The sequence below is a fragment of the Marinicauda salina genome (assembly GCF_003122085.1).
GTDB lineage: Bacteria > Pseudomonadota > Alphaproteobacteria > Caulobacterales > Maricaulaceae > Maricicauda_A > Maricicauda_A salina.
On sequence record NZ_QEXV01000001.1, the window covers coordinates 260,099 to 281,389 of the forward strand.

Sequence of the window (21,291 nt, forward strand, 5' to 3'; positions counted from 1 at the left end):
CCGTCGCGCCGTTCCGGAAGGATAGCCATGCGATCCGCCCTTGTCGCCGTCGTCGCCGTCGCGCTGGCCGCCTGCGGGGGGTCGGAACCCGAAGCGCCCGAGACGCCCGCCTGGAACACGCGCGACGGCGGACCGCCGCAGGTGATCGCCCATCGCGGCGCCAGCGGCGAACGCCCCGAGCACACCGTCGGCGCCTACATACTCGCCATCAACCAGGGCGCCGACGTGATCGAGCCCGATCTCCACATGTCGGGCGACGGCCGGCTGATCGTGCGCCATGACGGCTTCCTGTCGCGCTCGACCGACATCGCCCGGCGCGCGCGCTTCGCCGAGCGGCGCCGCGAGCTCAAGGGCCGCGAGGACTGGTGGATCCACGACTTCACCGCCCGCGAGCTGGGAACGCTGCGCGCCCGCCAGACCGAGAACGGGCGCAGCGCGGCCTATGACGGCCAGTACGGCGTGATGACGTTCGACGCCTTCCTCGACCTGATCGCCGAGGCCGAGGCCGAGTGCGGCTGCACGATCGGGATCGCGCCGGAGGTGAAGCACCCCGCCGAGTACGCCGCGATGGGGCTCGATCCGCTGCCGGCGCTGCTGGCGGCCCTGTCGGAACACTACACGCTCGGCCCCGACGCGCCGGTCGTGGTCCAGAGCTTCGACCCGGACTTCCTGAGACGCCTGGATTCGGAGACCGATCTGAGGCTCGCCATGCTCTACGCCGGTCCCGGCGAGGACGGCGCCAACGCCGGCGGGCTGTCGCTGCCGGGCATCGCGCAGTTCGCCGACATCGTCGCTCCGAACAAGGCGGTGCTGTTCGACCGCGACGGCGAGTCGACGGGTTATGTCGCCCGCGCCCACGCTGCCGGGCTGGACGTCCACGCCTGGACGGTCCGCGACGACCGGGCGCCGTGGGTCGGCGACACGGTCGAGGACGAACTGCGCGCGCTCTACGACGAGGGCGTCGACGCGGTCTTCGCCGACTTCCCCGAGACCGCGCTCGCGGTGCGCGAGGACATGGCGGGGGAGTAGGGCCCGCCTCCCCGGCTTGGCCCTTGGACTTGATCCAAGGGCCCACGCTGGAGCGCGGCGAGATGGGTCCTTGGGTCGAGCCCAAGGACCGAGAGGTGAGAGCGCTCTACCCGAAGCGCCGGCCGATCCAGTCGATCAGCAGCGCATTGAGCTCGTCGGGCGCCTCGTACTGCGTCCAGTGGCCGATATCGTCGAGCTGGTGCATCTCGAGATCGGAACACAGCGCGGGCATCCACGTCGCCAGCCGCGGCGGCAGCATGAAATCGCACTCCGCCGAGATCATCAGGCACGGCATGGACAGGCGGTGGTCGACCCCGCCCATGCGCTCCCAGTTGGCGTCGAGATTGCGGTACCAGTTGAAGCCGCCGCGAAACCCGCTCTTGGCATAGGCCTCGGCGTACTGGCGGCGCTGTTCCGGCGGAACGACGAGCTGATCCTCGGGCCGCGTCCCGCCGCGCGCCATGAAGTCCTCGAAGCGCTTGGGCAGGTGCGTCGCCGAGGGCGGCAGCTTCTCGAACTCGAGCGCCGGGGGCGGCGCGGCGAAGATGAAGTCGAAGAATTCCCGCTCGCGCCCGACCCAGAAATCGTCGAGCGCCTCGTCCTGGATGCGGATGATGTAGTGCTCGTCGCCGCCCATGCCGTGCAGCACCTCGGTGGGCGGCTGGGCGCCGCGCGGCAGGTGGGGCGTGTTGACCCCGACCACGCCCAGGAAGCGCTCCGGGATCAGCATGGCGGCGTGCCACATCAGGATCCCGCCCCAGTCATGGCCGACGATGACGGCTTTCTCGATGCCGAGCGCGTCGAGCAGGCCGGAAACGTCGCCCACGAGATGATCGATGCCGTAATCGGCGACCGCCTGCGGGGCGTCGGACGCGCCGAAGCCGCGATTGTCCGGCGCGATGACGCGATAGCCGGCGTTGGCCAGCGCCTCGATCTGCGACGCCCAGGAGAGCGCCAGCTCCGGCCAGCCGTGCAGGAGCAGGACAGGCGGGCCGTCTTCGGGGCCGGCCTCGTGGACGGACAGCGTCACCTCGCCGACATCGATGCGGCGGGCGGGCGGCATGGGCGGATGGGTCATGGAGGCTCCCTCAGGCGGGACGGCGGGACTTGGCCCGGAACCTTAGAAGATCGGCGACGAACACCGCCAGCCCCGTCCAGATCAGCGCGAAGGTCACGAGATGGGCCGGGCTGAACGGCTCGCCGTAGAGAAGCCCGACGCCGAACTGCAGGCTGGGCGCGACGAACTGCAGCACGCCCAGCGTGGCGAAATGCAGGCCGCGCGCGCCGATGATGAACAGAAGCAGCGGCGCGACCGTCATCGGCCCGGTCAGGACGAGCAGCGCCGCCCGGCCCGGCCCGTCCGTGAAATGGCCCTCGGCGCCGAACAGCCCGCCGGTCTCGAGGAAACCGATCGCGATCAGCGACGGGATCGCGATGATCGTCGTCTCCCAGAACAGGCCGATGCGGCCGTCGACGGCGATCGTCTTCCTGACATAACCGTAGAGGGTGAAGGACGCGGCCAGCACCAGCGAGATCCAGGGCAGCTCGCCGACGACGACGATCTGGTTGATCACGCCGAGCGCGGCCAGCCCGACCGCGGCGACGCGCAGGGGCCCGAAGCGCTCGCGGGCGACGAACACGCCCACGGCCACGTTCATCAGCGGGTTGATGTAGTAGCCCAGCGAGACCGACAGCACCTGGCCGGAATTCACCGAGTAGATGAACAGCCACCAGTTGGCCGAGATCAGCGCCGTCGACAGAACGAGCAGGCCCATCGTGCGCGGATCGCGGACAAGCCGCGCCGCCTCGCGGGTCTTCGCCGCGATGAGAAGCAGGCCGAGCAGGGTGAGCGCCGACCAGACTCCGCGCTGGAGCACGATCTCGGCGGCGCTGGCGAAGCCGAGGAATTTGTAGAAGATCGGCGAGACGCCCCAGATCGCGTAGCCCGCCAGCGCCGCCGCGCCGGCGCGGCCGGGGTCGAGCCGGCCGGAGGCCGCGGGATCGGCGGCGGGAGCAGATTCGCGTGACGCCATGGCCGCGGACCTAGCGCGCGGCGCCGGCGGCGTCATTCCGTTTTTTGCAGGGCCCCGCGGGCGGACCCCCGAGCGCCATTAAGATCGATGCGATTTTGCGTTAGATTCCGAGCGCGAACCGGGGAGGACGCACGATGAGACGCACGCTTCTTACGGCCGCGCTGGCCGCCGGCGTCACCGCCGCGGCCCAGGCGGAGCATCATGACCATCCGCTGGCGGGAGCCTGGGACGTCGGAGACGGCCGGACGCTCACGATCCTGCCGGAGGGCTACGCCGTGGGCGTTTACGGCAACGTGGCGATGCACATCCTCGAAGTCGCGATGGAGGGCGACCATCTCGTCATCTCCGGTCTCGTGCCTCCGCCGGGGGCGGCTCCGTGCGAGACGGACGGGGTCTATGGCTGGTCCATCGAGGACGAGGTGCTCGAACTGACCGTGGTCGACGACGCCTGCGCCAATCGCGCCGAAGCGCTCGACGGGGCCGCGTTCGCGCGCCGCACGCCGCCGGCGCCGCCCACGGCTGCCGGCGAGGTGGACGACAGCGCGGACGACGGGGCCGGGGAAGGCGACGGCTAGACCCGGGCTCCCGCGGACGACGTCACTCCGTTTCTTGCGGGGGGAGGCGGCGTGTGCTCGCCCATCCTTTCGTCATTCCCGAAGCCGAAGGCTGTCGGGAACCCAGAGACCGAAGGGCGCGGCGCGGCCTCTCTGGGTCCCCGCATTCGCGGGAATGACGAAGAGGGAAAACAACCCCCGAACCGCTACGCCTTCAGCCACCCGTTATTGACGCAGGTCTCGGCGATCTGGACGGCGTTGAGCGCCGCGCCCTTGCGGAGATTGTCCGAGACGATCCACATCGCCAGGCCGTGCTCGACCGTGGGATCGTTGCGGATGCGCGAGACGAAGGTGGCGAACTCGCCCACCGACTCGACCGGCGTGACATAGGCCGGGTCGTCCTCCTCGGCCCGATCGACGACCATCAGGCCCGGCGACTCGCGCAGGAGGTCGCGGGCGTCCTCGGCCGACATCTCGCCGTTCAGCTCGAGATGGGCGGCCACGCAATGGCCGGCGAAGACGGGCACGCGCACGCAGGTGGCGAAGAGCTTGATCTTCGGGTCGAGGATCTTCTTGGTCTCGACCGTCATCTTCCACTCTTCCTTCGTGGCGCCGTCCTCCATGAAGGCGTCGATCTTGGGGATGACGTTGAAGGCGATCTGCTTGGACAGGTGCTCGGGCTCGATCTCCTCGTTGACGTAGATTCCCTTGGTCTGGTTCCAGAGCTCCTCCATCGCCTCCTGGCCGGCGCCGGAGACCGACTGGTAGGTCGCGCAGCTGGCGCGCGCGATCCCGACGCGGTCGTGGATCGGCTTGAGCGCGACGACGGTCTGGATGGTCGAGCAGTTGGGATTGGCGACGATCCCGCGCTTCGGGCGGGCCGTCAGCGCGTCGGCGTTGACCTCGGGCACGACCAGCGGGACGTCGGACTCCATGCGGAAGGCCGAGGAGTTGTCGATCACCAGCGCGCCGGCCTTCGCCGCCTTGGGCGCGTACTGCCTGGCCGCGTCCGAGCCCGCGCTCATCAGCACCAGGTCGACGCCCGAAAAGTCGAACGTGTCGACGTCCTTCACCTTGAGCGTCTTGTCGCCGTAGCTCAGCTCGCGGCCGACCGAGCGCCGGGTGGCCAGCGCGATCACCTCGTCGGCGGGAAACAGGCGCTCGGCCAGGATGGTCAGGATCTCGCGACCGACCAGGCCGGTGGCGCCGAGGACGGCGATTTTGAGGGACATTCGGGGCCTCCGGGAGCAGCGCGCCGAGCGGCTGTCATCGCCGGACTTGTTCCGGCGATCCAGCTTCAGGGCGGATTATGGATGGCCGGGACGAGCCCGGCCATGACAGTCAAAGTCGGTCCTAGCCCAGGCTCGGATCGAGCTTCTTGCAGGCCGCGACCAGCTCCTTCACCGCGTCGACGGAGTGATTGAACATCTCCTGCTCGTCGGCGTTCAGGCTGACCTCGACGACCTTCTCGCAGCCCTTCGCGCCGATCACAATCGGCACGCCGACATAGTAGCCGTCGACGCCGAACTGGCCGTCGAGATGGGCCGCCGCCGGCAGCACGCGCTTCTTGTCGTTGAGATAGGACTTGGCCATCGAGACCGCGCTCTCGGCGGGCGCGTAGAAGGCCGAGCCGGTGCCCAGCAGCTTGACGATCTCGCCGCCGCCCATGCGCGTGCGCTGGACGATGGCGTCGATCTTGTCCTGGGTGGTCCAGCCCATCTCGATCATGTCGGGGATCGGGATGCCCGCCACCGTCGAATAGCGCGTCAGCGGAACCATGGTGTCGCCGTGGCCGCCCATCACGAAGGCGGTGACGTCCTCGACCGAGACGCCGAACTCCTCGGCGAGGAACCAGCGGAAGCGCGCTGAATCCAGAACGCCGGCCATGCCCACGACCTTCTCGCGCGGCAGGCCGGAAAACTCGCGCAGCGCCCAGACCATGGCGTCGAGCGGGTTGGTGATGCAGATCACGAAGGCGTCCGGGGCGTGCGTCTTGATGCCTTCGCCGACGGATTTCATGACCTTGAGATTGGTCTCGACGAGATCGTCGCGGCTCATGCCGGGCTTGCGCGGCACGCCGGCGGTGACGATGCACACGTCGGCGCCGGCGATCGGGGCGTAGTCGTCGACGCCGCCGCCGGTGAGGTTGGAGTCCTTGCCGAAGACCGGGCTCGCCTCGCACAGATCGAGCGCCTTGCCCTTGGCCACGCCGTCGGCGAGGTCCATCAGCACCACGTCGCCGAGCTCCTCGCGGGCGCAGATGTGAGCGAGCGTGCCGCCGATCATGCCGGCGCCGATGAGGGCGATCTTCTTGCGGGCCATGGGGGTCTCCTCGGAGATGGGCTTGAGCGCGCGTGCTGCGCGCGCGAACATCTGGTCGGCGCAGGTCTAATCCCGCACACGCGCGCGCGCAATGCGGCCGCGGCGCGTCACGCCGTCTCGTCGTCCTCTTCGCTCTCCGTCCGGCGCTCCGCGGCGAGATAGTCGTGCGTGCGCATCTCCATCAGCCGCGAGGCGGTGCGCTGGAACTCGAACGCGCCGTCGCCCTCGCGATAGAGGTCGTCGGGTTCGGCGTCGGCGCTCATGACGAGCTTGGTCTTCACCTCGTAGAGCGCGTCGATCAGCGTGACGAAGCGCGCGGCCTCGTTGCGCTTCGCCGGGCCCATCACCGGGACGCCGTCGATCATGACGGTGTGGAACTCCTTCGCGATCGCGAGATAGTCCGCCGCGCCGAGCGGGCGGGCGCACAATTCCTCGAACGCAAATCGCGCCACGCCGGCGGCCTCGCGCGGGACCTCGACCTCCCGGCCCTGGACGGCGAGCGTGCAGGCGCGCGGCTGCGCGCCCAGCGTCAGGCGCGCGAAGGCCGCGTCCATCGCCTGCTCCGTCTCGGCGCCGAGCGGGGCGTAATAGACCGGCGCGGATTCCAGGTTCTCCAGCCGGTAGTCGCGCCCGCAATCGAGCTCCATCACCGCGAGCCTGTCCTTGATGAGCTCGATGAAGGGCTCGAAGAGCTGGCGGTTGAGGCCGTTCCTGTAGAGATCGTCGGGATGGCGGTTCGAGGTCGCCACCACGACCACGCCCGCCTCGAAGAGATGCTCGAACAGCCGTCCCAGGATCATCGCGTCGGCGACGTCGGTGACGTGCAGCTCGTCGAAGCAGAGCAGGCGCGTCTGCTTCGCCACGTCGCCGGCGACGACCGGCAGCGGATCGCGGTCGCGCGTCTCGCGCTGGGCGGCGATGCGTTCGTGCATCTCCAGCATGAACTGGTGGAAGTGGACCCGGCGCTTCTTCCGGATCGGGGCGGCCTTGAAGAACAGGTCCATCATCAGCGACTTGCCGGTGCCCACCCCGCCCCAGAGATAGAGCCCCTTTGGCGCCGGCCGCGACCGCCGGAACAGGCCGCCCTCGCCGCCCTTCCAGTCCGCGATCTCGCGGCAGAGCACGGTCAACCGCTCGGCGGCCTCGGCCTGGACCGGGTCGGGCCTGAGCCGGCCTTCGGCGACGGCGCGGGAAAGGGCTTCGGACGGCGTCACGCGCCGGCGTCCTTGAGCCACCAGACGAGCGTCGCCGCGCCGATCAGCGCGAACGCGATCGCCGCGGCGAGGACGAGCAGGGCGGGGCGTTCGACGCGTCGCATGGCGGCTTGATAGCGGGCGCCGGGCGCCGACGCCAAGGGCGGGGTGACGATCACCCCTGTCATGGCCGGACTCGTTCCGGCCATCCAGGACCCGCCCGCTCAACGCATCGAAGCTGGATCGCCGGGACAAGCCCGGCGATGACGCTGGGAGGAGGACGGCGCGTCTTCCCTGGGTTCCCGCCGGAGTTCACCCCCGCGAAGGCGGGGGCGGGAATGACGAACCACCGCGGGGCTCGCCCGATCCCGTCCTTCGAGACGCCCTGTTCCCTCATGCTGAGGGCGACCCCGGACTTGATCCGGGGGAGCGTCTCGAAGCACGAGGGAACTGGGCTCCTCAGGATGAGGGGATCGGGCGGGGCGAGGCGCTCTAAGCCAACGCCCCCAGCACCGTCCGCCACTTGTCCGGCAGCGGCTTTGGGCGGCGCGTCTCGCGATCGACATAGACGTGAACGAAAAAGCCCTCGGCGATCGCGGCCTCCTCGCCCTCGCGGAAGATCGCGATCTCGTAGCGCACCGAGCTGGTTCCCAGCCGGGCCACGCGCAGACCCGCCTCGAGCCGCTCTGGGAACGCGGCGGAGGCGTGATAGCGGCAGCCGGTCTCGACGACGAGGCCGATCGGGTCGCCGTTCTCGATGTCGAGCAAACCCCGGTCGACCAGCCAGCGGTTCACCGCGGTGTCGAAGAAGGCGTAGAAGCTGACATTGTTGACGTGGCCGTAGACGTCGTTGTCGGCCCAGCGCGTCTCGATGGGTTCGAAGGCGCGGAAATCCGCCCGCCGCGCCGGCGCCTCGCGTGAACTCACAGGATCTCCTCGTACATCGCCACGATGTCGTCGTATCCCATCTCGCGGGGATTGTTGGGCAGGAGCCGGTCGTTGGCGGCGACGTCCTCGGCCATGCGCGGCACGTCGTTGTGGCTGATCCCCAGCTGGGAGAGCCGCCGCTCGATCCCGACATCGTCGGCGATCGCCTCCATCTCGTCGATGAGCGCCGTCGAGTTCGGCTTCAGCCCGACATGGCCGGCGATCTCCGCATACAAATCCTCCGCCGCCGGCGCGTTGAAGCGCAGCACGGGCGGCAGAACGACCGAGTTCGACAGGCCGTGGGGCACGTGGAAGATGCCGCCGAGCGGATAGGCCATGGCGTGCACACCCCCGACCGGCGAATTGGAGAAGGCCTGTCCGGCGAGCATCGCGCCGAGCAGCATGTCGCCGCGCGCCTCGTGATCATTCCCGTCGGCGCAGGCCCGCCGGATGGCGGGGTGCAGCTTCTTCATCGCCGCCAGCGCCAGCGCGTCCGAGATCGGATTCTTGAAGCGCTTGCCGGTGAAGGCCTCGATGGCGTGGACCATGGCGTCGATCCCCGTGGCCGCGGTCGTCGCCTTCGGCAGGCCGTAGGTCAGCTCCGGGTCGAGCAGCGCCATGTCGGCGTAGAGCGCCGGCGAGGCGATGCCGCGCTTCGAGGTCTCGCCGGTCGTGAGCACGGCGACCGAGGTCACCTCCGATCCGGTGCCCGCCGTCGTCGGGATCAGGACCAGCGGCAGACGCGGCCCCGTCGCCCGGTTCATGCCGTACATCTCCGAGAGCGGCTGGTCGCCGCCGAGCAGCAGCGCGACCACCTTGGCGGTGTCCATCGGGCTGCCGCCGCCGAAACCGATCACCGCCTCGGCGCCGAAGGCGCGGCCCGTCTCGGCGGCCTCGAGCACCATCGCCTCGGGCGGATCGGCGACGACATGTTCGTAGATCTCGACGGCGAGACCGGCCTCCTCCAGCCCGGCGAGCGCGGCGTCGAGCAGCCCGGCCTTGCGCACGCCCGCGTCGGTGACGAGCAGGACGCGCCTCGCGCCGCCCAGCGCCGGCGCGGCGCTGTCGGCGAGACGGGACGCCGCGCCCGTCTCGAAGACGATATGGGGAACGGTGCGGAACTCGAAGGCGGCGGTCATGGACGATCCTCCGGCGGGAACGGACGCCGGAGCCTAATCCGACCGGAGCGCGGCGCGCCAGAGGCGCGCCGGCTCCACGGTCTCATTCGTCGCTCACATCGGCAGCAGGTCGTAGCGCGCCGCGAACGCGAACAGCGCCATCGCCGCCGCCGAGGTCATGACGAGCCCGATCAGCGAGCCGAAGCGCACCGGGCCGTCGCTCATCCGCCGACGGATGAGCGCGATCAGCGCCAGCAGGCCGAACGCGCCCGCGGCGACGGCGAGCCAGGACGCGATCCCGCCGACAGGCGCGAGCCCGGCGATCAGCGCGAACATCGAGATCTCCTGCGCCGCCCAGCCGGCGTAGCCGGCGAGACCCGCGAAGCCGAGCCCGCTCGCCGCAGCGAGAAACGCGAAAAGGCGTGCGCCGCCGATATCGGCCTTGAGCTCGCTCGCCGACTGGCGGTCGACCAGGCGTGCGCCGGCGCCGAAGACGATCAGGAGAAAGCTGACGAGCAGCACCAGGATCGACGCCCCCGCCCAGATTCCGGGCGCGGCGAGCCGCTTCGGATCGATCGCAGCGGCGGCCGCCAGACGGGCCGGCGCCTCGGTGGCGAACAGGTCGAGATAGACCGGCCGGTCCACCCCCTCCTCCAGGCAGGTCGCGTCGAGCGCGGCCGGATCGGGGTCGTCGAAGAAGGCGTTGAGCACCGGTCCCGCGCAATCGCTCATCGAGCGCGTCGGCCCGTGGCCGGCGTAGGGAACCTCGATATAGCGGCCGTTCGAAAAGCCCGGCGCGACGCGGCGCGCCAGCGGGGGCGGCGTGACCGGATCCCAAGCGCCGTTCACGATCAGCGTCGGGATGTCCGTCTCGACGAGCTGGTAGTCGGCCCGGTCGCGCGGGGCGAGCCCGGCCTCGACGCACATCTCGGCGACATAGCGCTGGCCCTCAGGCGTGAAGAAGATGTCCCGGAAGCGGGGATTCTCCGCAAGATCGCTCTCGACGATCTCGCCGGCGGCTGCGACATAGCCGTCATTGCAGCGGATGGCGCTGGCCATGCCCATGCTCAGGCTCATGCCCGCGGGCGCGCCGCCGCCGCCATTGGCGACGAGATCGTAGATCGGCGCGTCGGGATCGCCCGCCGACCGGATCAATGCATCCATGACCGCCGGGATCGCGGGATGCTCGTCCTGCTCGTACATCATGCCGAAGGGCGCGAAGGCGAGAATCTCCGCGCCGACGCGCACCTCGCCGTCGGGGAAGAGCTCGGTGTCCTCGACCTCGACGACGACCGGGTTTTCCTTCGCCTCGACCAGCGCGGCGTCGAAGCGCGCCTCGAGATCGCGGCAGACCTCGGCGTCCTCGCAGGTCGAGAAGATGTTGTCGGCGACGCGATTGGCCCAGCGGCCGATGCGCATGAGATCGACCAGGTCGTTGGGCACGATGGCGTCGATCACGAGCGCGCTGATGCCCTCGGGGTCCTCGCGCACGAGCATCTGGCCGAGATGGGAGCCGTAGGAGATGCCCCAGACGTTCCAGGACTCGAAGCCCAGCGCCCGGCGCAGCGCGCGCACGTCGCGCGCGTTCTCGACCGTGTTGTATCCGGTGAGATCGACGCCGGCCGCCGCGGCGGCCTCGAAGCAATTGCGGGTGATCTCGGCGGCGTTGCGCTGGGCCTCCTCGATGCCCGCAGCGGTCGCCAGCGCTCGCTCGGTCTGGCCGTAGTGCGGGCAGAAATCGCCGCTCGCGCCGATGCCGCGCTGCTCGAGAATGTAGAGATCGCGCTGCTCCAGCACGGCGTGCTCGCGCAGCCGGTCGACATAGCCGCCCACGCCGACGCCGGGTCCGCCGGTGAGATAGATGACCGGATCCTCGCGGTAATCCTCGTCCTCGCCGGTCGCGGCGATCTTGACGTAGTGCAGCCGGATCATGCGGCTGTCGGGGTCTTCGCGGTTCTCGGGGACCGAGATGAATCCGCAGGCGATGTCGCCGGGCTCGTAATCGATCTCGCTCTTGAAGGGGCAGACGAAATCGACCGGCTCGGGAACCGGCCAGTCGAGCGCGGTCGGCGCGGAGTCGGCGCCCGCCTCCGGCGCGTCGGCTGCGGGCTCCACCGCCTCGGCCGGCGCCTCGGCTTCCCCGGCGTCCTGCGCCATCGCCGCGCCGAGACCGGCGCACGCGGCGAGACCCGCCGCCATCATCATCCTGAACATGGTTCCCCTCCCCGTCGCGCGGGCCGCCAACCGCGGCCGCGCCCGCCTGCAACGTGCCGCGGCGGGCGTGCAGGCGCAAGGCGGAGCGGAGACGCTTGCTACCGGCGCCCCGATCCGGAGATGCTCCCGCCGGGGGGGAAGCGATGCGGATACTCGCGCTCTGCGGCGTCCTGTCGGCGGCGTGCTTCATCGCCGCCGACGCGCTCGGAATCGCCCTGCGGCCGGATTACTCGCCCGTGAGCCAGGCGATCAGCGAGCTGCTCGAGCGCGGCGCGCCGAACAAGGCCCTGCTCGACGGCCTCATTCTCGGCTTCCACGGCCTGGTCGTCCCGTTCGCCTGGGCGCTGCAGCGCGGCCTGCCGCGTGGGCCGGGCGGCCCGACCGGGCCGGCGCTGCTGGCGGCGGCGGGCGCGACGGGCGTCGTGCTGACGCTTTTCTTCCCCTGCGATCCGGGGTGCGCGCCGCCGGTCACCTGGCGCGGGCTCGCCCATATCCTGATCGCGATCCCGATGGGCTTCGCCGTGCTGTTCGGCCTGCTCGCCATCGGTATCCGGCTGAGGACCGCGCCGGGATGGCGCGCTCACGCCGCCTACACCGCGGCGAGCTTCGCCGTCGGCGTCGCGCTCGCCGTCGTCACGGTGGCGATGGCCGAGACGCGCTGGGTCGGCGCGCTCGAGCGCGCGCTGACCCTGTCCTATCTCCAATGGTATGTCGTCACCGGCGCGCGATTGGCGCTGCGGCCGCCGCCCCCTACTGCATTGTCGGGATGACGAAGGCCTGGTCGTCGACCTTGCCGGATGGCCAGCGCTGGGTGACCGTCTTGATCTTGGTGAAGAACTTCACCCCTTCGGGCCCGTGCTGATTGGTGTCGCCGAAGGCCGAACGCTTCCAGCCGCCGAAGGTGTGATAGGCCACCGGCACCGGGATCGGCACGTTGATCCCGACCATGCCGACATTGACCTTCGAGGCGAACTCGCGCGCGGCGAGACCGTTGCGGGTGAAGATCGCCACGCCGTTGCCGTACTGGTGCTCGCTGGGCAGGCGGGCGGCCTCCTCGAGATCCTTCGCCCGGACGATCTGCAGGACCGGGCCGAAGATCTCCTCGTTATAGGTCTTCATGTCGGGCGTGACCTTGTCGAACAGGCTCGGCCCGATGAAGAAGCCGTTCTCGTGGCCCTGCAGGGTGAAGCCGCGCCCGTCGACGACGAGCTCGGCGCCCTCGTCGACGCCCATCTGGATGTAGTTCTCGACGCGCTCCCTGTGGGCGGCCGAAACCACCGGGCCGTAGGCGGCGTCGGGATCGGTCGAGGCGCCGGGCTGGAGCTTCTCGATCTCGGGCAGGAGCTTGTCGATCAGGCGGTCGGCGGTGTCGTCGCCCACCGGCACCGCGACCGGCAGCGCCATGCAGCGCTCGCCCGCCGAGCCGTAGGCCGAGCCGACGAGATCGTTGACGACCTGGTCCATGTCGGCGTCGGGCAGGATGATGCCGTGGTTCTTCGCCCCGCCCATGGCCTGGACGCGCTTTCCGTGCGCGGTCCCGGTCGAGTAGACGTGCTGGGCGACGTCGGACGAGCCCACGAAGCTAACCGCCTTGATGTCGGGATGGGTGAGGATGGCGTCGACGGCCTCCTTGTCGCCGTGAACGACATTGAGCACGCCGTCGGGCAGGCCGGCCTCCTTCATCAGCTCGGCCAGGCGGACCGGCACGCTCGGGTCCTTCTCCGAGGGCTTGAGGATGAAGGAATTGCCGCAGGCGATCGCCACGCCGAACATCCACATCGGGATCATGGCGGGGAAGTTGAACGGCGTGATGCCGGCGACGACGCCGAGCGGCTGACGCATCGAGTAGACGTCGATGCCCGGCCCGGCGCCCTCGGTGTAGTCGCCCTTCAGGAGATGCGGGATCCCGCAGGCGAACTCGATCACCTCGAGGCCGCGCTGGACGTCGCCCCTGGCGTCGGCGATCACCTTGCCGTGCTCGGACGAGAGCAGCCAGGCGAGCTCGTCCATGTGCTCTTCCAGCAGCGCCTTGAATTTGTACATCACGCGGGCGCGGCGCTGCGGATTGACCGCCGCCCACTCCGGCTGGGCGGCCTTGGCGATCTCGACGGCCCTGGAGAGTTCGTCGCTCGTGGCGAGCTGGACGCGCGCCTGCACCTCGCCGGCGTTGGGGTCGAACACGTCGCCGAAACGCCCGGAGCTTCCCTTGAAGGTTTCGCCGTTCACGAAGTGATGGATCTCGCGGGTCATGGGGTCTCCTCCTCGGGCGGGCGCGCGCGGACGCGGCGGCCTTGTCTTTGTGAAGTCGCCGGAGGGATAGCGCCGCGGAGGGGGCGTGTCGAGGCGGGGCGTCTACCCGACGCGGCGCAGCACGATCTCGCGCTCCTCGGCGTCGGGGCCGCGCCAGACATCGTCCTCGCGCAGCCCCGCCCAGAGCAGGGTCCCGGCCTGGTCGAAAAGCGCCAGCGCCGCGCCGCGCTCGTCCTCCTCCAGCCGCCAGATCGCGGCGCCTTCGATCGCGAGCGGGCAGCCCGGCGCGGTCAGCGCCAGCCCCGTGACCGCGTCGGGTTCGAGCCGGGAATCGGCGGGCCGCGTGGCGGGATCGGCGAGGATCACGCGACAGGTTCCGCCGTCGCCCTCGGCGGCGTAGGCGCCGGGCAGGTCGTCGAGCGTGGACAGGGCGAGAGCGGCGAAGGCGAGCGCGGAAATGATCATGGCCGCACCCTTTCAGGCGGGCGCGATGCTGGCAAGCGCGGCGCGCTCATCCCGCCGGGAACAGCGAGCGCGTCCGGTTGGCCAGCGCCACCAGCGAGAGCATCACGGGGACCTCGACGAGCACGCCCACGACGGTCGCCAGCGCCGCGCCCGAGCCGAGCCCGAACAGGCTGATCGCGACGGCGACGGCCAGCTCGAAGAAGTTGGACGTGCCGATCAGCGCGCACGGCGCGGCGACGTTGAACGGCACCCGCCAGAAGAAGGCGACGACATAGGCCAGCGCGAACACGCCGTAGGACTGGATGAGAAGCGGGACCGCGATCATCGCGATGACGCCGGGCCGGTCGAGGATGACCTGGCCCTGGAAGCCGAACAGCAGCACCACCGTCGCGACGAGACCCGCCATGGAGACCGGCTTCACGCGCGCCTCGAAGCGGGCGATGCGGCTCTCGGCGTCGCCGTCGCGGCCGCGGATGAGCGACTGCCGGGTCGCGATCCCGGCGGCGAGCGGGGCGGCGACATAAAGCCCGACCGACAGCAGCAGCGTCTCCCACGGCACGGAGATGTCGGTCACGCCGAGCAGCAGGGCGACGATCGGGGCGAAGGCGAAGATCATCACCACGTCGTTGGCGCTGACCTGCACCAGCGTGTAGGTCGCGTCGCCCCGGGTGAGCTGGGACCACACGAACACCATCGCCGTGCACGGCGCCGCGCCGAGCAGGATCAGCCCGGCGATGTATTGCTGGGCGTCGGCCGGCGAGATGAAGGGCGCGAAGACGACCTCGAAGAAGACGACCGCCAGCGCGGCCATGGTGAAGGGCTTGATCAGCCAGTTGACCGCCAGCGTGATCGCCAGCCCCTTCGGCCGGTCGCCGATCCGCCGGAGGCTGGCGAAGTCGACATTGACCATCATCGGGTAGACCATCGCCCAGATCAGCACGGCGACGACCAGGTTCACCGAGGCGTATTCCAGCCGCGACAGGGCCTCGAACAGGCCCGGCGCCAGCGCGCCCAGCGTCACCCCGCCGAGCATCGCCAGCCCGACCCAGACCGAGAGCCATTTCTCGAAGACGCCGATGCCGCCCGGCGCCGGCGCGGTGGAGGTGGCGGATTCCATTGTCGGTTGCCTCATGCGGGTTGACGGGTCAGCGATGCGCCGCCTCGAGCGCGGCCTTGAGCGCGGCCCGGTCGGCGGGATCGGGATCGGCGGCGAGGACGGCCTCGATGCGGGTCCGCAGCGCCCGGTAGGTCTCCTCGAACGCCGCGCGCGCAGCGTCGGGGTCCTCGATCGCGGCGGGATCGGGCAGGCCCCAGTGGGCGGTCGCCGGCGCGGCGGGCCAGACCGGGCAGGCCTCGGCGGCGGCCGAATCGCAGACCGTGATCACCGCGTCGATCGCCGGCGCGCCCGGTTCGGCGAAAACGTCCCAGGACTTCGAGGCCAGCCCGTCGACGGCGTGGCGATGGCGCGCGAGCGTCTGAAGCGCCAGCGGATGGGGCTCGGCCTTGGGCTGCGAGCCCGCCGAGTAGCCGCGATGCCGGCCGCCCGACAGCGCGTTGATCAGCGCCTCGGCCATGATCGAGCGCGCCGAGTTGCCGGTGCACAGCACGAGGATGTTCACGACGCCGTCTCCGCGCAGGCCGGCGCCCGCGCGCCGCACAGCTCGGGCCGGCCGCCGCAGCAATCCTCGGTGAGGAAGCCGACCAGATCACGGGCGGCGGTCATGTCGAGCGCGTACCAGATCTCGCGCGAGCGCCGCTCGCGGGTGACCAGCCCGGCGGCGACGAGCTTGCCCAGATGGGCGGTCATGCTCGACGGCGCGGCGCCGGCGAGCGCGGCCAGCCGGCCGGCGGTCACGCCGTCCGGGGCCTCCCTGGCGAGGCGCCGGAACACGGCGAGCCGGACCGGGTGGGACAGGGCGGCGAAGGCGTTAAGCGCGGTTTCCTCGTTCATGAATTCCGTATTTCACGAAATGACGAAATGCGCAAGTAAGTCAGACTAAGGCGAGATCGCGAGGTGTGGTGCCTAGCGCTGCCGCCTGAACGACCCCAGAGCCAAGCACTCAAGGGTGAGTCAAAATGCCTCACCAGAACGAACGTGCGTTCATTCGGCGAGATTGGTAACGTGATTGTTGCGGGGCTAGCGCACCTGAAGGGGTGTATGCGGCACCGCCTAGGCCCCGGCCGGAAGGCTGGGGCCTCATTTCTATGCTCGTATGATACCTAGCGGATCACCCCGGTTCGCCGCTTTCACCATAACCGGTTCGGTGATGAATAGCGATTGTGGGAAATCGTAGGGCGCAAGCCGTGGGGTCGGGCTATCATGCCTGAGCAGCGTGAACGCGCAACAATCGGCTGCTTGAACGAACAACGAGCGAGCGCTGTCACGATAATTGATGTCTTCAATTATGCGATCCAGGGGCCGGTTCAGTGGCGGGGTTCCGTACATCGAAGGAATGTGGTTCACGCGGCGCCGCTCGCGCAGCATGGCGTCGTAAGACTTTCCTTCGTCTGAAAAAAGCAGTGCGGCACTATCCAGCGCTCTCATATTCCTCTGAATTCGATTCAACAGCCGCTCAAATAGCCGCTCTTCTTTGGATTTCTGGCCGCAAGCGTAAAAGATTTGGACTTCGGGCAACAGCGTGATCGATGACAGGAAATAATTGAACAGCCGAACCCTAGCGGCGAGCGGCAAGAACCGATCCGCCACACGACCACGCTGAGTCAGCCAGTCGGTAGCATGGATCTCCTTGCGAATGAAAACGCCGTCAGACGCCTTCATGTGCCGGCGTGCGCCGATGAGATGGTCGAGCGCGTTTTGCCATTGCGTGCTGGGGATTAGGATCGCCGCAAAACAAGCGAGTCTGTCGCCCTTCGAGTCATCAATATACGCGAGGTGCATCTAGATAGCGGAGCAACCTAAGAAAGAACAGAGGAGAGGTGTATATGCCTCGCGCGCGAACTTGAATGCAAACCGGGGCGAGACCGTTTCAAACAGGCGCTGAAGCTAATTGCCACGCAGAGGCCGCCGCCGAACAAGGAGCCGATAGCGAGGAACAGAAGCTTGGTCAGTGAGCCGGCTTCTTCGTGGGGCTCGAACCGGGTTCGCGATCTCACTTGAGCTTCCATCCCTTCAGGCCCTTGAAGGCATCACGCAGCTCCCCCTGCATGTGGTCTGCAGCGGCCTTCCGGGCCTTCGCTTCGATCTCGCCAAAGGTTCCGATCTGAGCCCCGCAGTCCTTACACGACATAACACTGTCAGCAGTGATCTCATCATCGGGCGTTGTGAGGACAGTTCCTCCGCAGTTACCGCACTCAAAACTGATGTCGATAAAGTCCTCTGACTCTTCTTCTGGCATTTCAGCTACTCCATTTTCAGGCGCGCACTACGCTACCGCGAGTCGCCGTCCTGCAAGAGTCGCCTACGCTAACCGCTTGCACCCGCCGCGAACCGCGCCACCATGGCGGGGATGGACGACAAGCACGGACTGCCGGCCGCCTTCGAGGCCGATCTCGCCCCCGGCGACGACCGGCACATCGTCGACCGGCTGATCGAGGAGCGCGCCGAGCGCCTGCGCGAGAACCCCGTGCTGTGGCCGATCGTGCGCGCGGTCTTCTACCCGCTGCTGGGCTATCGCAAGGCCGTCGCACTGGCCGACCGGATGGCGGGGATGGACGGCCGCGAGGCGATGGACTTCGCGGAAGGCTTTCTCGACATGAGCGTCGAGACGCGCGGGCTGTCGGCGGTTCCCGAGCGCGGCGCCTGCGTCGTCACCGCGAACCATCCCGGGGGCATCGCCGACGGGATCGCTGTGTGGGAGGCGCTCAAGGCGCGCCGGCCCGACGCGGTCTTCTTCGCCAATCGCGACGCCATCCGGGTGTGCGAGGGGCTGGCCGACTTCGTCATCCCCGTGGAATGGCGCGATCCCGGCAAGTCGCGGGAAAAGACGCGCGAGACGCTCAAGCAGTCGGTCGCCGCCTTTCGGGAGGAACGTTGCGTGGTGATCTTCCCCGCCGGCCGCATGGCGCAATGGAACTGGGCTCGGCGCGGGCTCGTCGAGCAGGCCTGGCTGCCCACCGCGGTCAGCCTCGCGCGCAAGTTCGACGCGCCGGTCGTCCCGCTCGGGATCACCCAGCGCATGTCGGCGATGTTCTACGGCCTCGGCCAGCTCCACGAGGAGCTCAAGCACATGACCGTGTTCCACGAGCTCCTGGCCAAGCGCGGCGCGCATTACCGGCTGAGCTTCGGCGAGGCGCTCGCCGCGGCCGATCTCGCCCCCGACGACGCCGCGGCGACCGACGCCCTGCGCGTGGCGAGCGAGCGCTTGGCCTGGGGGCGGTGATGCCCCTCAATCTCTCGGTCCTCGGGCTTCCCCGCCTCCGCGGGGACAGGTGACCCGGGGACCCAGTTTCAACAAGCGGCCTGGGCCCTTGGATCAAGTCCAAGGGCCGAGGCGGATGAAGCTTCACCCCATCCCGGCCCTCCCCTCAAGGGGCGGGGGCGCGTCCCTCCCATCCTTCAAGGCCCGCCTCGCGGCGGGTGCCTCAGGATGAGGGCGTTGATAACAAGCTGGCGAAGCCGTCCGGCGCCTAGGTCTGGCGCTCGACCATCAGCTCCTTGATGCGCCCGATCGCCTTGGCGGGGTTGAGCCCCTTCGGACACACATTGGCGCAGTTCATGATGGTGTGGCAGCGATAGAGCTTGAACGGGTCCTCGAGATCGTCGAGGCGCTCGCCGGTCGCCTCGTCGCGGCTGTCGGCGATCCAGCGATAGGCCTGCAGCAGCGCGGCCGGGCCCAGGAACTTGTCGGAGTTCCACCAATAGCTCGGGCACGCCGTCGAGCAGCACGCGCACAGGATGCACTCGTAGAGCCCGTCGAGCTCCTCGCGGTCCGCCTCGGACTGCAGCCACTCCTTCTCCGGCGTCGGCGACTTGGTCTGGAGATAGGGCTGCACGCTCGAAAGCTGGGCGTAGAAGTTCGTGAGATCCGGGATCAGGTCCTTGACCACCGGCTGGTGGGGCAGCGGCGAGATCGTGATCGCGCCGGAATACTCGTCGAGGCCCGAGGTGCACGCGATGGTGTTGCGCCCGCCGATATTCATCGAGCACGACCCGCAGATCCCCTCGCGGCACGAGCGCCGGAAGGCCAGCGTCGAGTCGATCTCGTTCTTGATGTAGATCAGCGCGTCGAGGACCATCGGCCCGCCCTTGCGGACATCGACATGGTAGGTGTCCCAGCGCGGGTTCTCGCCGGAATCGGGATCGTAGCGATAGATGCGGACTTCGCGCGTCTCCTCCGCGCCCTCGGGCTTCGGCCAGGTCTTGCCCTTCTTGACCTGGGAGTTCTTCGGCAGCGTCAGCTGGACCATGATCCCGTCCGTTCTCTTCTTCTAGTAAACCCGCGCCTTCGGCTCGATGTAGCTGATCTCGTTGGTCATCGTGAAATCGTGGATCGGCCGGTCGTCGAGCGTGACCTTCCCGGTCTCGGCGTCGAGGAAGGCCAGGGTGTGCTTCATCCAGTTCTTGTCGTCGCGATCGGGATGGTCCTCGCGGGCGTGGGCGCCGCGGGACTCCGTCCGGTTCGCCGCGCCGTTCACGGTGACCGCGGCCTGGGCGACGAGATTCTCGAACTCCAGCGTCTCGACGAGATCGGTGTTCCAGATCATCGAGCGGTCATTGACCCGGACGTCGCCGCGGCGGTCATGGACCTCGGCGATGCGCTTGACGCCCTCGTCGAGCACGTCCTGGGTGCGGAACACCGCGCAGTTCTCCTGCATGGCCTTCTGCATGTCGAGGCGCAGCCTGGCCGTCGGCGTCTCGCCGTCGGCGTGGCGCAGGCGGTCGAAACGCGACAGCGTCGCCTCGCCGGCGTCCTTGTCGAGCGGGGACTGGGAGGCGTTCGCCTCGACGGTCTCGCCGCAGCGCAGGCCGGCGGCGCGGCCGAACACCACCAGGTCGATGAGCGAATTCGAGCCCAGACGATTGGCGCCGTGCACCGACACGCAGGCCGCCTCGCCCACGGCCATCAGGCCGGGCACGACCTTGTCGGGATCGCCGTCGGCCTTGGTGAGCACCTCGCCGTGATAATTCGTCGGGATGCCGCCCATATTGTAGTGGACCGTCGGCAGGACCGGGATCGGCTCGCGGGTGACGTCGACGCCGGAGAAGATCTTCGCGCTCTCCGAGATGCCCGGCAGGCGCTCGGCGAGCACCTTCGGATCGAGATGGTCCAGGTGAAGGTGGATGTGGTCGCCGTTCTCGCCGACGCCGCGACCCTCGCGGATCTCGACGGTCATCGAGCGGGAGACGACGTCGCGCGAAGCCAGATCCTTGGCGCTGGGCGCATAGCGCTCCATGAAGCGCTCGCCCTTCGAGTTGGTCAGATAGCCGCCCTCGCCGCGCGCGCCCTCGGTGATCAGGCAGCCCGCGCCGTAGATGCCGGTCGGGTGGAACTGCACGAACTCCATGTCCTGCAGCGGCAGGCCGGCGCGCAGCACCATGGCGTTGCCGTCGCCGGTGCAGGTGTGCGCGCTGGTCGCGGAGAAATAGGCGCGGCCATAGCCGCCGGTCGCCAGGATCGTCTTCTGGGCGCGGAAGCGGTGCAGCGTGCCGTCGTCGAGCTTCCAGGCGGTCACCCCGCGGCAGACGCCGTCATCGTCCATGATCAGATCGAGGACGAAATACTCGATGAAGAACTGCGTCTGATTGCGGAGCGACTGGCCGTAGAGCGTGTGCAGGATGGCGTGGCCGGTGCGGTCGGCCGCCGCGCAGGTGCGCTGGACGGGCCCCTCGCCGAAATTCTTCGTCATGCCGCCGAAGGCGCGCTGATAGATCTTGCCGTCCTCGGTGCGCGAAAACGGCACGCCCCAGTGCTCGAGCTCGTAGACGGCTTCCGGCGCGTGCTTACACAGATACTCGATGGCGTCCTGGTCGCCGAGCCAGTCCGAGCCCTTCACGGTGTCGTACATGTGCCAGCGCCAGTCGTCCTCGCCCATGTTTCCCAGCGAGGCGGAGATGCCGCCCTGGGCGGCGACGGTGTGCGAGCGCGTCGGGAACACCTTCGAGATGCACGCCGTGCGCAGGCCCGCCTGCGACGCGCCGAGCGCGGCCCTGAGCCCCGAGCCGCCGGCGCCGACGACGACGACGTCGAAGGTGTGATCGATCCATTCGTATGCGGCCATGGCCGGT

22 protein-coding genes are annotated in these 21,291 nt (G+C 69.1%); 4 read left to right on the forward strand and 18 right to left on the reverse strand.

What is annotated here, in order from left to right:
- Positions 1-27: 27 nt before the first annotated feature.
- Complete coding sequence (locus tag DDZ18_RS01095) at positions 28-1,029, forward strand: glycerophosphodiester phosphodiesterase family protein (protein WP_233245660.1); 1,002 nt, start codon at positions 28-30, stop codon at positions 1,027-1,029.
- A gap of 106 nt (positions 1,030-1,135) precedes the next feature.
- On the opposite strand, the gene DDZ18_RS01100 is transcribed toward DDZ18_RS01095, so the two are convergent.
- Together DDZ18_RS01100 and rarD are read right to left on the reverse strand one after the other, a co-directional pair.
- Positions 1,136-2,107, reverse strand: coding sequence for an alpha/beta fold hydrolase (locus tag DDZ18_RS01100; protein WP_233245661.1), 972 nt, complete (start codon positions 2,105-2,107; stop codon positions 1,136-1,138).
- Positions 2,108-2,117: 10 nt separating this feature from the next.
- The gene (gene rarD, locus DDZ18_RS01105) at positions 2,118-3,062 is read right to left on the reverse strand and encodes an EamA family transporter RarD (protein WP_109251510.1); all 945 of its coding nucleotides are present in this window, start codon (positions 3,060-3,062) and stop codon (positions 2,118-2,120) included.
- 134 nt (positions 3,063-3,196) lie between these two features.
- Between rarD and DDZ18_RS01110 the strand changes: the two genes are divergently transcribed.
- Positions 3,197-3,637, forward strand: a complete 441-nt coding sequence (locus DDZ18_RS01110) for a hypothetical protein (RefSeq protein ID WP_109251511.1) — start codon at positions 3,197-3,199, stop codon at positions 3,635-3,637.
- A gap of 185 nt (positions 3,638-3,822) precedes the next feature.
- On the opposite strand, the gene DDZ18_RS01115 is transcribed toward DDZ18_RS01110, so the two are convergent.
- The 7 genes from DDZ18_RS01115 to DDZ18_RS01140 form a co-directional block, all read right to left on the reverse strand.
- On the reverse strand, positions 3,823-4,848 hold the full coding sequence (locus tag DDZ18_RS01115) for an aspartate-semialdehyde dehydrogenase (RefSeq protein WP_109251512.1): 1,026 nt from the start codon (positions 4,846-4,848) through the stop codon (positions 3,823-3,825).
- 121 nt (positions 4,849-4,969) lie between these two features.
- Positions 4,970-5,938: a malate dehydrogenase gene (mdh, locus tag DDZ18_RS01120; RefSeq protein WP_109251513.1), complete on the reverse strand. Its 969-nt coding sequence runs from the start codon at positions 5,936-5,938 to the stop codon at positions 4,970-4,972.
- A 107-nt stretch (positions 5,939-6,045) separates the two neighbouring features.
- A complete protein-coding gene (gene zapE, locus DDZ18_RS01125; RefSeq protein WP_109251514.1) occupies positions 6,046-7,152 on the reverse strand; it encodes a cell division protein ZapE in 1,107 nt (368 codons plus the stop codon).
- Positions 7,149-7,319: a hypothetical protein gene (locus tag DDZ18_RS13845; protein WP_158272026.1), complete on the reverse strand. Its 171-nt coding sequence runs from the start codon at positions 7,317-7,319 to the stop codon at positions 7,149-7,151. The genes zapE and DDZ18_RS13845 overlap by 4 nt, the downstream gene beginning before the upstream one ends.
- 304 nt (positions 7,320-7,623) lie before the next feature.
- The gene (locus tag DDZ18_RS01130; RefSeq protein WP_109251515.1) at positions 7,624-8,058 is read right to left on the reverse strand and encodes an acyl-CoA thioesterase; all 435 of its coding nucleotides are present in this window, start codon (positions 8,056-8,058) and stop codon (positions 7,624-7,626) included.
- Positions 8,055-9,197, reverse strand: coding sequence for an iron-containing alcohol dehydrogenase (locus DDZ18_RS01135; protein ID WP_109251516.1), 1,143 nt, complete (start codon positions 9,195-9,197; stop codon positions 8,055-8,057). Before DDZ18_RS01135 ends, DDZ18_RS01130 begins: the two co-directional genes overlap by 4 nt.
- A 93-nt stretch (positions 9,198-9,290) precedes the next feature.
- A complete protein-coding gene (locus tag DDZ18_RS01140) occupies positions 9,291-11,390 on the reverse strand; it encodes an alpha/beta fold hydrolase (RefSeq protein WP_109251517.1) in 2,100 nt (699 codons plus the stop codon).
- 143 nt (positions 11,391-11,533) lie between these two features.
- On the opposite strand from DDZ18_RS01140, the gene DDZ18_RS01145 reads away from it, so the two are divergent.
- Positions 11,534-12,160, forward strand: a complete 627-nt coding sequence (locus DDZ18_RS01145; protein ID WP_109251518.1) for a DUF998 domain-containing protein — start codon at positions 11,534-11,536, stop codon at positions 12,158-12,160.
- Here the strand turns inward: DDZ18_RS01145 and DDZ18_RS01150 are convergent.
- The 7 genes from DDZ18_RS01150 to DDZ18_RS01175 form a co-directional block, all read right to left on the reverse strand.
- A complete protein-coding gene (locus tag DDZ18_RS01150; RefSeq protein ID WP_109251519.1) occupies positions 12,141-13,640 on the reverse strand; it encodes a CoA-acylating methylmalonate-semialdehyde dehydrogenase in 1,500 nt (499 codons plus the stop codon). The genes DDZ18_RS01145 and DDZ18_RS01150 overlap by 20 nt on opposite strands.
- Before the next feature lie 102 nt (positions 13,641-13,742).
- The gene (locus DDZ18_RS01155; RefSeq protein WP_109251520.1) at positions 13,743-14,105 is read right to left on the reverse strand and encodes a hypothetical protein; all 363 of its coding nucleotides are present in this window, start codon (positions 14,103-14,105) and stop codon (positions 13,743-13,745) included.
- A gap of 46 nt (positions 14,106-14,151) precedes the next feature.
- Entirely contained in the window at positions 14,152-15,222 is a 1,071-nt protein-coding gene (gene arsB / locus DDZ18_RS01160; protein WP_233245662.1) for an ACR3 family arsenite efflux transporter, read from the reverse strand.
- 28 nt (positions 15,223-15,250) lie between these two features.
- A complete protein-coding gene (locus tag DDZ18_RS01165) occupies positions 15,251-15,724 on the reverse strand; it encodes an arsenate reductase ArsC (RefSeq protein ID WP_233245663.1) in 474 nt (157 codons plus the stop codon).
- Positions 15,721-16,056, reverse strand: a complete 336-nt coding sequence (locus tag DDZ18_RS01170; protein ID WP_109251522.1) for an ArsR/SmtB family transcription factor — start codon at positions 16,054-16,056, stop codon at positions 15,721-15,723. Before DDZ18_RS01170 ends, DDZ18_RS01165 begins: the two co-directional genes overlap by 4 nt.
- 252 nt (positions 16,057-16,308) lie before the next feature.
- A complete protein-coding gene (locus tag DDZ18_RS13645) occupies positions 16,309-17,004 on the reverse strand; it encodes a DUF3800 domain-containing protein (RefSeq protein ID WP_146190581.1) in 696 nt (231 codons plus the stop codon).
- 211 nt (positions 17,005-17,215) lie between these two features.
- The gene (locus DDZ18_RS01175) at positions 17,216-17,461 is read right to left on the reverse strand and encodes an ECs_2282 family putative zinc-binding protein (RefSeq protein WP_109251523.1); all 246 of its coding nucleotides are present in this window, start codon (positions 17,459-17,461) and stop codon (positions 17,216-17,218) included.
- Positions 17,462-17,563: 102 nt separating this feature from the next.
- Here DDZ18_RS01175 and DDZ18_RS01180 point away from each other — a divergent pair, with 102 nt between their 5' ends.
- Positions 17,564-18,445: a 1-acyl-sn-glycerol-3-phosphate acyltransferase gene (locus DDZ18_RS01180; RefSeq protein WP_233245664.1), complete on the forward strand. Its 882-nt coding sequence runs from the start codon at positions 17,564-17,566 to the stop codon at positions 18,443-18,445.
- Between the two features lie 247 nt (positions 18,446-18,692).
- Here DDZ18_RS01180 and DDZ18_RS01185 read toward each other — a convergent pair whose 3' ends face one another.
- A complete protein-coding gene (locus DDZ18_RS01185; RefSeq protein WP_109251525.1) occupies positions 18,693-19,472 on the reverse strand; it encodes a succinate dehydrogenase iron-sulfur subunit in 780 nt (259 codons plus the stop codon).
- A 21-nt stretch (positions 19,473-19,493) separates the two neighbouring features.
- The gene (gene sdhA / locus DDZ18_RS01190) at positions 19,494-21,284 is read right to left on the reverse strand and encodes a succinate dehydrogenase flavoprotein subunit (protein ID WP_109251526.1); all 1,791 of its coding nucleotides are present in this window, start codon (positions 21,282-21,284) and stop codon (positions 19,494-19,496) included.
- Positions 21,285-21,291: the final 7 nt, after the last annotated feature.